Raw genomic sequence first — 13,109 nt, 5'->3', positions numbered from 1 at the left:
TCCTCCCTTTACCCCCGCCAGCGGCGGGCACGATCAGGGCGTCAGGGGTGCACGCCCGCTGGACAACGCCGCATCGAGATGTTCGATCCGATCCTGCCCCCAGAACACCTCGCCGTCGAGCACATAGGCCGGCGAGCCGAACACGTCGGCCTCCACCGCATCCGCGTGGTTGGTCTGGTAGATGGCGCGCGCCTTGTCGCCGTCGGCGGCCTCCAGCAGCGCCGCCGGCAGGCCGAGCTCGGCGAGGATGGCGGCGAGCGTGGCGGGATCGGCCAGGTTCTCCTGGCGCTGCCACACGCCCGCGCCGAGCCGTCCGACCAGCGGCCCGACATCATGGCCGGCGATCTGCGCGCCGATGATCAGCCGGTCGGCGAGGCCGGGATCGAAAGGCCAATGCGCCGGGCTGATGTGGAAGTCCAGCCCGCGCGCCTCGCGCCAGCGCTTCAGCTCCACCAGCCGGTAGCGCTGGCGCGCCGGGTGGCGCTTGGCCAGCGGCAGACCGCCGGTCTCCGCGAACAGCTCGCCGAGAAAAACCGGGCGGAAATTGATGCGGGCGCCATGGCGGCGAGCCACATCCTGAAAGGCGGCATAGCCGATGAAGGCCCAGGGACTTTGGGTCGAGAAGTAATAATCGATGGAACGGGACATGATGCTCTCGGCTGGCGATTCACGAACCGCCTTTTCAGCGGGCCGCACACGCTAGAACAGGAAGCACCCTTCGGGAAACCGCCTTGCCCCCCACATGCCCCGGTCATGTCCATCAAAACGGCAACGGCGCCCCAAGGGGCGCCGCCGCAAATTCAGGTCGACAAGCAGGAGAAAAGGCGTCGTTCAGGCCGCGTTGCGCGCCGGGAAGGCGGCAACCATCTGGCGCAATTCGCCGATGGCGTCCTCGATCTCGGTCTTCTGCTGCTCGAGGAGAGCCAGCTGTTCGGCGCATTTCTCACGGGTCAGCGCAAGGCCGCCGGCCGGCACCGCGGTGCCTTCGCGCAGTGCCACCATCGCCTTGATCTCGGCGAGGGTGAAGCCGAGCTTCTTGCCCTTGAGGATGATGGCGAGGCGGGCGCGCTCGGCGGCGCTGTAAAGCCGGGTCAGACCTTCGCGACGCGGCGAGAGCAGCCCCTTGTCCTCATAGAAGCGCAGGGCGCGCAGCGTCACGTCGAACTCGCGGGCGAGGTCACCGATGGTAAAAAACTGCGGGTCGGTGTGCGAGGCGCCAAGGTGATCGGCGGTGCGCTCGGCCTCGAAAGAGGAGAAATCCATCTCGGAACTCCGAATGTTTGACGGGGACACGTCAGGAAGGTTGACCGGAGTGTCGCAGACGAGGTTCCGTTGGGGGAGAAAGTCGCACCCTACGTTAGGGCAACTTACTGTTAAATGACGCATCACTGCTTTGATTTATAAGAGATTTTCTCATCACCCCATATTCCTGTCGCCTGTCACGAAAAGTGGCTCCCATAAGCTTCCGGTCGTTTTAGGCAGGGGTAAGCCGCACATTCCATCGCCCCGGAGAGCGGTCCGATGCCTCTCGCGCCGGTCGGATTCGCCGGAGGGAGCCGCGCATTCATGGTTAATCGGCACCAGCGCATTAACGCGACATTTACCAAGAAAATTGAACAGTCGGTGCAGCAGCCTCCAGCGCTGATGCACGGCGATTCTCGCCGCCTCGGCGCCCGACGCGACGGAGACAACGGTGAGGCAAGGGGCCACTTCCACGACAGGCCAGATCGCTCCCGAAGCATGGCGGGCGATGAGCGAGGCCGCGCAGCGCGCGGGCCAGCCGCTCGACCAATGGCTCAAGTCCCAGTTGCTCGCCTCGAATGCCGGCGTGGCGCAGACGGCAGCGGCGGGCGGCGGCACGGTCGAGGACCTGCAACGCCGCATCCAGGAACTCTCCGGCGCCATTGACCGCCTCGTCGTCTCCGCGCCGGCCGCGACGCCCGCCGCGAGCGCTCCCGGCGGTTACCGGCCTTCCGCTCCGCCCCCCAGCGCGCCCCCGCCGGCCTCCGCCGACACCAAGCTGGATGCCGCGCTGCGGCAGATCAACGAACGCATCGACGCGATGCACGCGCCGCGGCAACGGCCCGGCGGCGCGGCCACGAGCGAGCGTTTCGAACAGCGGATGAACGACATCGTACGCACCGCCGAGGCCGTCGGCCGCCGCGACTACCGCACGGACTACCGGCCCTCCGCCGCCCCCGGCCCGGAAGCTATCGAGGCCGCGGTGGCCGAGATCGCCGCGCGCCAGCACGAACTCGATCGCGGCTTTGCCGAGCGCAATCTGGCCGAGCGCAATCTGACGGAACGAAAGCTCACCGAACGCGCGGCCGATGAGCACCGCCGCACGTCCGAGCGCCCCGCGGCGCCGGCCCCCGCCCTTCCGCCGCTCCCTTCCCCGGTCCGCACCTCCCCTCCGGTCGAGACGCTCGGCACGCTCCAGCGCGAGCTGGCGGAAATGCGGCAGCTCATCGGCGCGCTGGCGCCGCGCCGCGCCGTCGACGAATTGCAGCGCACCGTGACCCGTCTCGTCGAGCGCTCCGAACTTACCGAGGCGGGCGACGAGGAACTGCGCGGCACGCTGCTGGCGCTGCGCGACATGATCGTCGCCCTCAAGCTGCCGGAGCATCCGGCGGTGCTGCTGGGTCGCATCGAAACGCTCGAGCGCAAGATCGACATCGTCAACGCCAAGTCCGTCGACGGTGCCGCTATTGCACGCCTCCAGGCGCAGGCGTCGGAAATCCGCGACCTCTTGGGCCGCGCGCTGTCGACCGACACCTTGCGGCTGCTGGCCGATCAGGTGGCCCTGCTGGCCACCAAGGTCAGCCAGATGCCGGTCGTCGACGAGGGCATGATCCGCTCGGCGGTGGGCACGCTGGAGCGGCGCATCGACACGCTGGCGGACCGCCTCCTCAGCCAGCCGGCGCCGACCCTGCCGCTGGACGACATCTTCCGCCGGCTGGATTCCATCCAGCAGAACCTCGTCACCGCGCGCCGCGAGGCGCCGGCCGGCATGGAACAGCTGTTCCGCGGCCTGTCCGACCGCATCGAGCGGATCGAGCGGCCGGTCAGCCTTCCCGATCCTTCCCCGCATTTCGACGCGCTGAGCCGTCAGGTCGCGGAGATCGCCCAGAAGCTCGATGCGGCGACGACGCCCTCGACGCAGATCACCGGGCAGTTGGCGGGTATCGAGCGCGCGGTCAACGACCTCTTCATCCAGATGGAAGAGACGCGCGCCACCGTTCTCGCCAATGCCGGCCACCGGCCGCGCAGCAATGGCGGGACGGGCGCCGCGTCGCTGCTGAAGCGCGAGGTCGCAGCGGTCGAGGCCTCGCGCGCGCCCGCCGCGCCCCCACCGGCCACGCCGGTCGTCGCCGAAGCACCCGCCATGACGCCGCCGCCCCCCCAGGCAATGCCCGCGCAGCCGGTGTTCACCCCACCGCCGGCCTCGATTCCGAAGGAGTTCGAGCCGCAGCTCATGCGCGCCGCGCTTGAGGAACTCGCGCGCTCGCCGCAGGCCGCCAGCGCCTATGTGCCGCCGGCCCCCGCGCCCGCCGCCAAGGCCGCCCCCGCCTTCCTGCCGGATGACGATCCGCCGGTGCCCGGCGCGCTCGGCGACGAGTTCGACTTCAATGCAGCCGTGCACGCCGCCAAGGTGGCGCGCGCCGGCGCGGCCACCCCTGCGGGAACCGCAGCCGAGGAACACGGGAAGCCGGCGGCGGACGGCCCCAACCGCGCCCAGTTCATCGCCCAGGCCAGGCGTGCCTCGCAGCCGGCCTCGGTGGTGTTGCCGGAGATGCACAGCCGCATCGGCGAGCGGCACCAGCGCCAGCAGGCGCCATCCTCGACCAGCCGCTGGCTGGCGCGCATCCGCGCCATGCTGCTGATCGGCATTTGCGGCTCCGGCCTTGCCTATGGCTCGTGGCACCTGCTCGGGGTCATGCGCGAAGGCCAGCAGCGCGCGGCCATTCCGGCCGCCGGCCTACCCAATCTCGCCCGGCCGGCGGCGCCGAACGTGGCGCCGGGCAGCGCACCGCTGCCGGACGACATCACCGGCTCGGTCGGCGCACCGCGCGCCCCCGCGCCGGCACCGGCACTCGCTCCGCCAGCGCCCGCCGCGACGCCCGGTCCCTCCAGCATGTCCGCGCCCGGCGACCTGCCGAGCAGTATCGGCAGCCAGGCCCTGCGCGCGGCCGCTCTCTCGGGCGACGCCAACGCCGCGTATGAGATGGGCCATCGCTTCCTTGAAGGCATCGGCATTCCCTCCAATGCGGCGCGGGCGGCGGAATGGTTCGCCTTTGCCGGAGAGCATGGCTCCATTCCGGCGCTCTACCGCCTCGGCTCGCTCTATGAGAAGGGGGCGGAAGGCGTCACCCGCGACGTCGCGCGCGCCCGCTCGCTCTACACCCGTGCCGCCGTCGCCGGAAATGTGCGCGCCATGCACAATCTCGGCGTCCTGCTCGCCGCCGGCGTCGATGGGCAGCCCGACTATCGCGAGGCTGCAGTGTGGTTCACCCGCGCCGCCGAGCATGGCGTGCGCGACAGCCAGTTCAATCTCGCCGTGCTCTATGCCCGCGGCTTCGGCGTCAGCACCAATCTGCTGGAAGCCTGGCGCTGGTTCTCGGTGGCCGCGGCGGGCGGTGACGCGGAAGCCGGCGCCAAGCGCGACGAGATCGCCGCCAAGCTGGATGCCTCGACGCTCGCCTCCGCCCGTGTCGCGCTGGAGCAGTGGACGCCGACGCAGGTCGACGCGCAGGCCAATGGCGGCTCCGGCCAGGACTGGGACCAGACCAACCCGGTGCCCCGCAAGACCGCCTCGCGCTAATCCCCGCCGCGCGCTGATAGCCGTGCCGGATCGGTGATCAGCGATCCGGCAGGCAGGCGTGCCCGGCGATGCGGTAGATCCGCGCCCCGCCCACGAGATGGGCGGCATAGGCGTCAGTGAACAAGCCCGCCAGCGCAGCATCGCGCACATTCAGCCCGCCGGCATAGGCGCCGAGCGCCGGCATTACCAGCCGGGCGCCGTCGGTCACGAAGCAGCGTCGGCGCAAGCCACGCCCGCGCACCACGAGGCGCGCAACAGGGTGGAAATGCCCGGCGATCTCGCCCGCGCCATCGCCGGCCTGCGGCTCGTGGCGCAAGGTGAGCGGTCCCACCCTCAGCTCCTGCGCGTGCGTGCCGCCGATCCCTGCCAGCGGCTCGGGATCGTGATTGCCGGCGATCCACACCAGCTCGCGCCCGCGTCCCAGCGCGCCGATGGTCTCGCGCTCCTCGCCCCCCAGCCGGCCGGCACCGCCGCGATCGTGGAAACTGTCCCCCAGAGCAACAAGCGTGCGCGGGCGCCAGCGCTCCACCATCTGCGCCAGCGCGGCGAGCGTGGCGCGCGTGTCGTAGGGCGGCAGCGGCACGCCGCGCGCGGCGAAGGCGGAGCCCTTCTCCAGATGCAGATCGGCGACCACGAGCATGCGCTCCGCCGGCCAGTACAACGCACCGGCGGGATCGAGCACCAGACGCGCGCCGGCGAGCACGATGCCGCCATCGGCCTCGCGCGTCACTTCATCCAGCGCTGTCCCGGTCGGCATCCCAGCCACTCGTCGCCTCCCTGATCAGTTCGTCCTCGGCCTCGGCCAGCAGCGCATCCGCTGCCGCGCCCGCCACCATCTCGCGGCCGATCTCCAGCATCACCGGCACGGCGAGCGGCGAGACGCGCGGCAGGGCGACATGGTCGATTCGTCCCCTGATGCGCACCAGCATGTCGGAGAGCCGGCGTATGTCCAACAGTCCCGTCGCCGCATCGGCACGCGCGGCGCGCAGCAGCACATGGCCCGGCTCGTGGCGGCGCAGCACGTCATAGACGAGATCGGTCGACATCGTCACCTGCCGCGAGTTCTTCTCCTTGCCGGGAAAACGCCGCTCGATCAGCCCGGCAATGACCGCGCATTGCCGGAAGGTCCGCTTCATCAGGGAGGATTCGGCCAGCCATTCCTCGAGGTCGTCGCCCAGCATGTCGGCGTCGAACAGCGCATCGAGGTCGAGCTGGCCCTGCGAGATGGCCAGCGACATGTCGGAAATGCCGTAGATCGCCAGCGCGTAGTCATTGGCCATGAAGCCCAGCGGGTGCAGCCCCGCCCGGTCGAGCCGGCGGGTCAGCAGCATGCCGAGCGTCTGGTGGGCAAGGCGCCCTTCGAACGGGTAGGTGACGAGGTAATGCCGGCCGCCGCGCGGAAAGCTCTCCACCAGCAGGTCGTCATAGCCCGGCAGGCGCGAGCGCAGCCGTTGCAGGTCGAGCCATTCATGCACCTGCCCCGGCAAGCTCGACCAGCGTGCCGGCTCGGCCAGCAGCGCCCGCACCCGCGCGGCGAGGAAGGTCGAGAGCGGAAACTTGCCGCCGGCATAGGACGGCACCTTCGGCTCGCTGGCGTGGGTGCGGGCGACACGCACCTCGTTCTCGACGATGGTGAGGAATTGCAGCACCTCGCCGGCGAAGACGAAGGTGTCGCCGGGGCTGAGCTGTTCGGCGAAATACTCCTCCACCTCACCAAGCACCCGCCCGCCGAAACGCGCCTTGGCGCTGGTGAGGCGCACCTTCAGCATGGTGGATTCGACGATGGTGCCGACATTGAGCCGGTATTGCTGCGCCACCTCCGGATTGGCGACACGCCAGCGCCCGTCCTTCGTCCGGCGAATGCGGGCGAAGCGCTCATAGGCGCGCAGCGCATAGCCGCCGGTGGCATTGAAGCCGACTACATCGTCGAAATCCGCGCGCGACAGATCGGCGTAAGGCTCGGCCGAGGTGACTTCGGCATAGAGTTCGTCCGCCTCGAACGGCCCGGCGCAGGCCATGCCCAGCACATGCTGCGCCAGCACGTCGAGCGCGCCCGAGCGGATCACAGCGCTGTCCTGCGCGCCCGCCCGCACCGCCTCCAGCGCCGCCCGGCACTCCAGCACCTCGAAGCGGTTGGCCGGCACCAGCACGGCACGCGAGGGCTCATCCAGCCGGTGATTGGCGCGGCCGATGCGCTGCATGAGGCGGGAGGAGCCCTTCGGTGCGCCGACATTGACCACGAGGTCGACCGCGCCCCAGTCGATGCCGAGATCGAGCGAGGAGGTGCACACCACGGCCTTGAGCCGGCCCTCGCCCATCGCCGCCTCGACCTTGCGGCGCTGGGCGACATCGAGCGAACCGTGATGCAGCGCGATCGGCAAGTTGGCATCGTTGATGCGCCACAATTCCTGGAACAGCAGCTCCGCCTGCATGCGCGTATTGACGAAGACTAGCGTGGTGACGTGGCGCTCGATGAGACCGTAGATCTCCTTCAGCGAATGCCGCGCCGTATGCCCGGCCCAGGGCACATGGGCGACGCTGTCGAGCATGGAGAGGCTTGGTGCGGCACCTGCCTCGGCGATCACCATGTCGCCCATCTCGCGCCCGCCCGCCTGCGGCACCAGCCAGCGGCGCAGCGTGTCGGGATCCGCCACGGTGGCCGAAAGGCCCACGGTCCGGGCTTCCGGCGCGAGGCGGCGCAACCGCGCGAGGCCGAGCGACAGCAGGTCGCCCCGCTTGGAGCCGGCCAGCGCGTGGAGTTCATCCAGTACGATGCGCCGGAGATCGCCGAACAGGTGCTCGGCATCGGCGGAAGCGAGCAGCAGCGCGATCTGTTCCGGGGTGGTGAGCAGGATGTCCGGCGGATCGCGGCGCTGGCGCTGGCGGCGCGAGGCCGGCGTGTCGCCGGTCCGCGTCTCGATGCGGATCGGCAGGCCCATCTCTTCCGCCGGCCGCTCCAGATTGCGGGCAACGTCGACCGCGAGCGCCTTGAGCGGGGAGATGTAGAGCGTGTGGATGCCGGGCGGGCGCACGCTGTTGCGCGCGCGGGGGCGTTCAGCGAGCTCCACCAGGCTTGGCAGGAAGCCCGCCAGCGTCTTGCCGGCGCCGGTCGGGGCGATCAGCAGGGTCGAGCGCCCGGCCCGCGCCATTGCGAGCAGTTCGAGCTGGTGCGCGCGCGGCGCCCAGCCGCGGCCGGCGAACCAGCTGCGGAACGGCTCGGGAAGATCATCGTCGCAGGCGGGATTCGGGCTTGGCACGCCGAGAAGCTAATGGCTGCGGCGCGAATTGCGAGAGGCGTGTGCGCGGCCGGGCAAAACCCGGCCGGCCGCCGTCAGATATCCAGCGTGTTGTCGCGCTCCCACTGGGTGAGATGGCGCGAATAGGCGTCCCATTCCTCGGTCTTCAGCTTCACATAGCCGTCGATGAGCGGGGCGCCGAGCGCGCTGCGCAGCACGGTCGACTTGCCGAGCGCGCGGATGGCGTCCAGCAGGTTGAGCGGCAGCTTCTTGGCGCCGCGCACCTTGTGCCCATCCGTGTACATGTTGATGTCGAGCCGCTTGCCCGGATCGCGCTGGTTCTGGATGCCGTCGAGGCCGGCGGCGAGCATGGCGGCGGGGGCGAGATAAGGGTTGGCCGCGCCGTCCGGCAGGCGCAGTTCCAGCCGGCCGGCATCGGGAATGCGGATCATGTGGGTGCGGTTGTTGCCGGTATAGGTGACGGTGTTCGGCGCCCAGGTGGCGCCCGAGACCGTGCGCGGCGCGTTGATGCGCTTGTAGGAGTTCACCGTCGGGTTGGTGAAGGCGCACAGCGCGTCGGCATTGTGGATCAGGCCGCCGATGAAATTGTAGCCGATGTCGGACAGGCCGAGTTCACCCGTCTCGTCCTCGAATAGATTGGCGCCGTCCGCGCTCCACAGCGAGGTGTGCATGTGACAGCCCGAGCCGGTAAGGTCGATGAAGGGCTTGGGCATGAAGGTGGCGCGCAGGCCATGCTTCTCGGCGATGGCGCGGGCCATGTACTTGAAGAAGACGTGACGGTCGGCGGTCAGCAGCGCATCGGCGAAGTTCCAGTTCATCTCGAACTGGCCGTTGGCGTCCTCGTGGTCGTTCTGGTAGGGCCCCCAGCCGAGCGTAAGCATGCAGTCGCACAGTTCCTTGATGACCTCATAGCGGCGCATCAGGGCGGACTGGTCGTAGCAGGGCTTCGTCGCATTGTCGGCGGTGTCGGAGATCTTCAGGCCGTCGGCCGTGGTGAGAAAGAACTCGCACTCGACGCCGGTCTTCATCTGGTAGCCGATGGAATCGGCACCGAGCATGGTGTTCTTGAGCACGTTGCGCGGCGCCTGCGCCACCAGTTCGTCGTTCATCACGAGGTCGGAGGCGAGCCAGCCGACCTCCGGCTTCCACGGCAGCTGGATGAGGCTTTCCGCGTCAGGAACCGCGAACAGGTCCGGGTCGGCCGGCGACATGTCGAGCCAGGTGGCGAAACCGGCGAAGCCGGCGCCGGCCTTCTGCATACCGCCAATGGCGGATGCCGGCACCAGCTTGGCCCTCAGCCCGCCGAACAGGTCGACATAGGAGATCAGGAAATACTTGATGCCGAGTTCTTTGGCAGTGTGGGCAAGATCATTGGCCATGTGATGCAATCCGGTCTCGTGCTGTTCCCCGGCCCCTTGGGGGCTCGTTGCGTGGCGTCGATGTGCAAACCCCGCGCCGAGGCGCGGGGTTTTTCAGGATATTCTTCAGAAGTTGCCGTTGCTGCCGGGAATCCAGTTGGTTCCGGCGAGCGGCACATTGGCCATCGCCGCCGCCTCGATGGTCAGCGCCACCAGGTCTTCCGGCTCCAGATTGTGCACATGGCTCTTGCCGCAGGCACGCGCGATGGTCTGCGCCTCCAGCGTCAGCACGGCGAGATAGTTCGCCAGCCGGCGGCCGGCGGCGACCGGATCGAGCCGCGCCATCAGCGCCGGGTCCTGCGTGGTGATGCCGGCGGGGTCGCGGCCTTCGTGCCAGTCGTCATAGGCGCCGGCGGTGGTGCCCAGCGCCTCGTACTCGGCCTGGTGATGGGGATCATTGTCACCCAGCGCCACGAGCGCCGCGGTGCCGATGGCGACCGCATCCGCGCCGAGCGCCAGCGCCTTCGCCACATCCGCGCCGTTTCGGATGCCGCCGGAGACGATGAGTTGCACCTTGCGGTGCATGCCGAGGTCCTGCAGCGCCTTCACCGCCTGCCGCACGGCGGCGAGGGTCGGAATACCGACATTCTCGATGAACACTTCCTGCGTCGCAGCCGTGCCGCCCTGCATGCCGTCGACCACGACGACATCCGCACCCGACTTCACGGCCAGCGCCGTGTCGTAATAAGGCCGCGCCGCGCCGACCTTCACATAGATCGGCTTCTCCCAATCGGTGATCTCGCGCAGTTCCTCGATCTTGATCTCAAGATCGTCCGGGCCGGTCCAGTCGGGATGACGGCAGGCCGAGCGCTGGTCGATGCCGACGGGGAGCGTGCGCATCTTGGCGACGCGCTCGGTGATCTTCTGGCCGAGCAGCATGCCGCCGCCGCCGGGCTTGGCGCCCTGCCCGACCACCACCTCGATGGCATCGGCGCGCTTGAGATCGTCCGGGTTCATGCCATAGCGCGACGGCAGGTACTGATAGACCAGCTTGGTCGAGTGGCCGCGCTCCTCATTGGTCATGCCGCCATCGCCCGTGGTGGTCGAGGTGCCCATGGCCGAGGCGCCGCGCCCGAGCGCTTCCTTGGCATTGGCCGAGAGCGAGCCGAAGCTCATGCCGGCGATGGTGATGGGGATCTTCAATTCGATCGGCTTCTTGGCGAAGCGGGTGCCGAGCACGACCTCGGTCGAGCACTTCTCGCGATAGCCCTCCAGCGGGTAGCGCGACATGGAGGCGCCGAGGAAGAGCAGGTCGTCGAAATGCGGCACCTTGCGCTTGGCGCCGCCGCCGCGAATGTCGTAGATGCCGGTCGCCGCCGCCCGGCGGATTTCCGACATCGTGTATTCGTCGAAGGTCGACGAGTAACGCGGCGTGGTGCGCGGAATATTGCTGTGGTCTGTCATCGCGCGCCTCAGTAGCTCGACACGTTGTCGACGTGGAAATGATAGAGCGTGCGCGCCGAGCCGTAGCGGCGGAACTCCGATATATCGACCTCGCCGAGGAGCCCGGCCTCCTTGAGCTTCAAGGCCAGCAGCGTCTTGTGCTCCTCGCGCATCTCCTTCTCGATGCAGTCGGCGCCAAGACTCGCCACCGAGCCGCGCACGAACAGCTTCGCCTCATACAGGCTGTCGCCGAGCGCCTCGCCGGCATCGCCCAGCACGGTGAGCGTGCCGGCCTGCGCCATGAAGGCGCTCATATGGCCGATCGAACCTCTCACCACGATGTCGATGCCCTTCATCGAGATGCCGCAGCGCGCAGCCGCATTGCCGTCGATCAGCAGCAGACCGCCGATGCCGGTGGCGCCCGCCGCCTGGCTGGCATCGCCCTTCACATGAACGAAGCCGCTCATCATGTTCTCGGCGACGCCGACACCGGCATTGCCATTGACGATGACGCTAGCCTGCTTGTTCATGCCTGCGCAGTAATAACCGACCGGCCCATCGATCTCGACAGTAATGGGCGCGTCGAGCCCGGCCACCACGGCGTGCCGCCCGGCCGGATTGGCGATCTTCCAATAGGTCTGGTTGGTGTCGGCACCGAGCTTATGCAGCGCGGAATTGAGCTCGCGCAGGCTGGAGGTCGCGAGATCGACGAAGGTCGGGGCCGAAGAGGGAGCCGTCGAGGCAGCCCGGCTGACGGAGAGGTTCATGCTGCGCGATCCCAGAAATAAACCTTGGACGGCTCGGGCTCGAACACCTTGGCGGTGCCGATGCCCGGCAGGCCGGCAAGGGCGCGATATTCCGAACCGAAGGCGACATAGGCGTCGGTCTCGGCCATGACGGCGGGCTTGCAGGCGATGGGGTCGCGCAGCACGCCGAAGCCGCTCTCGGTGCCGACCACGAAGGTATAGAAGCCGTCGAGATCGTCGAGCGAATGGGTCAGCGCCTGGCCCAGCGTGTCGCCGCCGCGCATGCGGTAGGTGAGGTAGGCCGCGGCCACCTCGCTGTCATTCTCGGTGTCGACGCGGAAACCCTCGCGGGCAAGGCGCCGGCGCACGCCGGCATGGTTAGACAGCGAACCGTTATGCACGAGGCACTGGTCCGGCCCGGTGGAGAAGGGGTGCGCGCCTTCCGTCGTCACCGCGCTTTCCGTCGCCATGCGGGTATGGCCGATGGCATGGGTGCCGGCCATGGTTTCCAGCTTGAAGCGGCGGGCGACGTCGATCGGCAGGCCGACTTCCTTGTAGAGCTCCATGCGCTGGCCGGCTCCGACCACCTTCACCTCGGGGGCGAGGCGGGCGAGCGCGGCGCGCACCGCGCCTTCCTCGGCGACCGGCACGCTGAGCACCGCATGAGTGTCGCGCGGCGTGACGAGATGGCCGATCTGCGCGCCCAGCGCGGAGAAATCCGTGCCGGCCGGGCCACGCAAAGTGAGCTTCACGAAGCCGGGCGTGCCGGCGCCATAGACGGCGAAACCCGCCGAATCCGGGCCGCGATCGCACATCACATCGAGCATGACCGCCAGCATGGAACCGAGTTCCGGCTCCAGCTTGGGGTCCTTGAGAAACAGGCCGACAATGCCGCACATGTCGTGGGGCCTCCGTATCGCGTGGTCACCCTGTTTCTAGGCGCGCGGGACACACACGTCAATCACTAGGAATATATTTTTCTTTTCACGAAAACTTCGCAAGGTAGGGCGACGGGCCCGACTCCGGGTGGAGGTACCCATAGCCGGCGGCTTTGCAGTGACGTGGCGGTCGGTTGCACCTACGGCTCCAGGCGACGCGCGAACACCCACAGCGACGCATCGCCCGGCGGAAAGGAATGTGAGGGATCGGAGAAGCAGACTATTCGCCGGCTAATTATACACTTCGCCAGGCAAGAACAGAGAGGAGGCGGCGCAGTTTGGCCAGCGGGGCTCCGCCGGCGGGCGCCTTCGGCGCGGATGCGGGCGACGGTGATCGCCGCTGGGCATTGCGCCCGGTGTTTCGCGGAGGCGACCTCGGTCCCGCTGCCAGTCCATCTCAGCGCCGTTCTTTTCCCCTGAACGCAAAACGCCGCCCTGCGGTTTATCGCGGGGCGGCGTTTTGGTTGGTTTCGCATGGAAGCGTGCTGTGTTTTGCAGGCCTGGCAGCGACCTACTCTCCCAGGTCTTGAGACATAGTACCATCG

The 13,109-nt window shown here is 68.6% G+C and carries 9 protein-coding genes; 1 reads left to right on the top strand and 8 read right to left on the bottom strand.

Features of this window, described 5'->3' with window-relative positions; translation table 11 throughout:
* Positions 1–33 precede the first annotated feature (33 nt).
* Together ACO2RV_RS19790 and ACO2RV_RS19785 are read right to left on the bottom strand one after the other, a co-directional pair.
* Positions 34–648, bottom strand: coding sequence for a 2-hydroxychromene-2-carboxylate isomerase (locus ACO2RV_RS19790; RefSeq protein WP_423295965.1), 615 nt, complete (start codon positions 646–648; stop codon positions 34–36).
* Positions 649–831: 183 nt separating this feature from the next.
* Positions 832–1,263, bottom strand: a complete 432-nt coding sequence (locus ACO2RV_RS19785; RefSeq protein WP_423295964.1) for a MerR family transcriptional regulator — start codon at positions 1,261–1,263, stop codon at positions 832–834.
* 487 nt (positions 1,264–1,750) lie between these two features.
* Here ACO2RV_RS19785 and ACO2RV_RS19780 point away from each other — a divergent pair, with 487 nt between their 5' ends.
* A complete protein-coding gene (locus ACO2RV_RS19780; RefSeq protein WP_423295963.1) occupies positions 1,751–4,822 on the top strand; it encodes a hypothetical protein in 3,072 nt (1,023 codons plus the stop codon).
* Between the two features lie 37 nt (positions 4,823–4,859).
* On the opposite strand, the gene pdeM is transcribed toward ACO2RV_RS19780, so the two are convergent.
* The 6 genes from pdeM to ACO2RV_RS19750 all read right to left on the bottom strand — a co-directional run bounded on the left by pdeM (position 4,860) and on the right by ACO2RV_RS19750 (position 12,525).
* Positions 4,860–5,579, bottom strand: coding sequence for a ligase-associated DNA damage response endonuclease PdeM (gene pdeM, locus ACO2RV_RS19775; protein WP_423295962.1), 720 nt, complete (start codon positions 5,577–5,579; stop codon positions 4,860–4,862).
* Positions 5,554–8,079, bottom strand: a complete 2,526-nt coding sequence (locus ACO2RV_RS19770; RefSeq protein ID WP_423295961.1) for a ligase-associated DNA damage response DEXH box helicase — start codon at positions 8,077–8,079, stop codon at positions 5,554–5,556. The genes pdeM and ACO2RV_RS19770 overlap by 26 nt, the downstream gene beginning before the upstream one ends.
* 74 nt (positions 8,080–8,153) lie before the next feature.
* The gene (gene glnT, locus ACO2RV_RS19765; RefSeq protein ID WP_423295960.1) at positions 8,154–9,458 is read right to left on the bottom strand and encodes a type III glutamate--ammonia ligase; all 1,305 of its coding nucleotides are present in this window, start codon (positions 9,456–9,458) and stop codon (positions 8,154–8,156) included.
* Between the two features lie 105 nt (positions 9,459–9,563).
* A complete protein-coding gene (locus ACO2RV_RS19760) occupies positions 9,564–10,901 on the bottom strand; it encodes an FMN-binding glutamate synthase family protein (RefSeq protein ID WP_423295959.1) in 1,338 nt (445 codons plus the stop codon).
* An 8-nt stretch (positions 10,902–10,909) separates the two neighbouring features.
* Positions 10,910–11,647, bottom strand: a complete 738-nt coding sequence (locus tag ACO2RV_RS19755; RefSeq protein ID WP_423295958.1) for a protein glxC — start codon at positions 11,645–11,647, stop codon at positions 10,910–10,912.
* Positions 11,644–12,525 (bottom strand): class II glutamine amidotransferase, encoded by an 882-nt coding sequence (locus ACO2RV_RS19750; protein ID WP_423295957.1) that lies wholly within the window; start codon positions 12,523–12,525, stop codon positions 11,644–11,646. The genes ACO2RV_RS19755 and ACO2RV_RS19750 overlap by 4 nt, the downstream gene beginning before the upstream one ends.
* Between the last annotated feature and the right edge of the window lie 584 nt (positions 12,526–13,109).

Origin of the sequence: Ancylobacter sp. VNQ12, assembly GCF_049445835.1 — a bacterium.
Lineage (GTDB): Bacteria > Pseudomonadota > Alphaproteobacteria > Rhizobiales > Xanthobacteraceae > Ancylobacter.
Note: the sequence above shows the minus strand (reverse complement) of the source record. Positions and strands in the feature narration are given on the sequence as shown.

What these genes read in the sequence shown, in the direction of transcription:
- ACO2RV_RS19790 (WP_423295965.1), bottom strand. Translation starts at nt 648, where the DNA reads ATGTCCCGTTCCATCGATTATTACTTCTCGACCCAAAGTCCCTGGGCC.
- ACO2RV_RS19780 (WP_423295963.1), top strand. Translation starts at nt 1,751, where the DNA reads ATGAGCGAGGCCGCGCAGCGCGCGGGCCAGCCGCTCGACCAATGGCTC.
- pdeM (WP_423295962.1), bottom strand. Translation starts at nt 5,579, where the DNA reads ATGCCGACCGGGACAGCGCTGGATGAAGTGACGCGCGAGGCCGATGGC.
- ACO2RV_RS19755 (WP_423295958.1), bottom strand. Translation starts at nt 11,647, where the DNA reads ATGAACCTCTCCGTCAGCCGGGCTGCCTCGACGGCTCCCTCTTCGGCC.
- ACO2RV_RS19760 (WP_423295959.1), bottom strand. Translation starts at nt 10,901, where the DNA reads ATGACAGACCACAGCAATATTCCGCGCACCACGCCGCGTTACTCGTCG.
- ACO2RV_RS19750 (WP_423295957.1), bottom strand. Translation starts at nt 12,525, where the DNA reads ATGTGCGGCATTGTCGGCCTGTTTCTCAAGGACCCCAAGCTGGAGCCG.
- ACO2RV_RS19785 (WP_423295964.1), bottom strand. Translation starts at nt 1,263, where the DNA reads ATGGATTTCTCCTCTTTCGAGGCCGAGCGCACCGCCGATCACCTTGGC.
- glnT (WP_423295960.1), bottom strand. Translation starts at nt 9,458, where the DNA reads ATGGCCAATGATCTTGCCCACACTGCCAAAGAACTCGGCATCAAGTAT.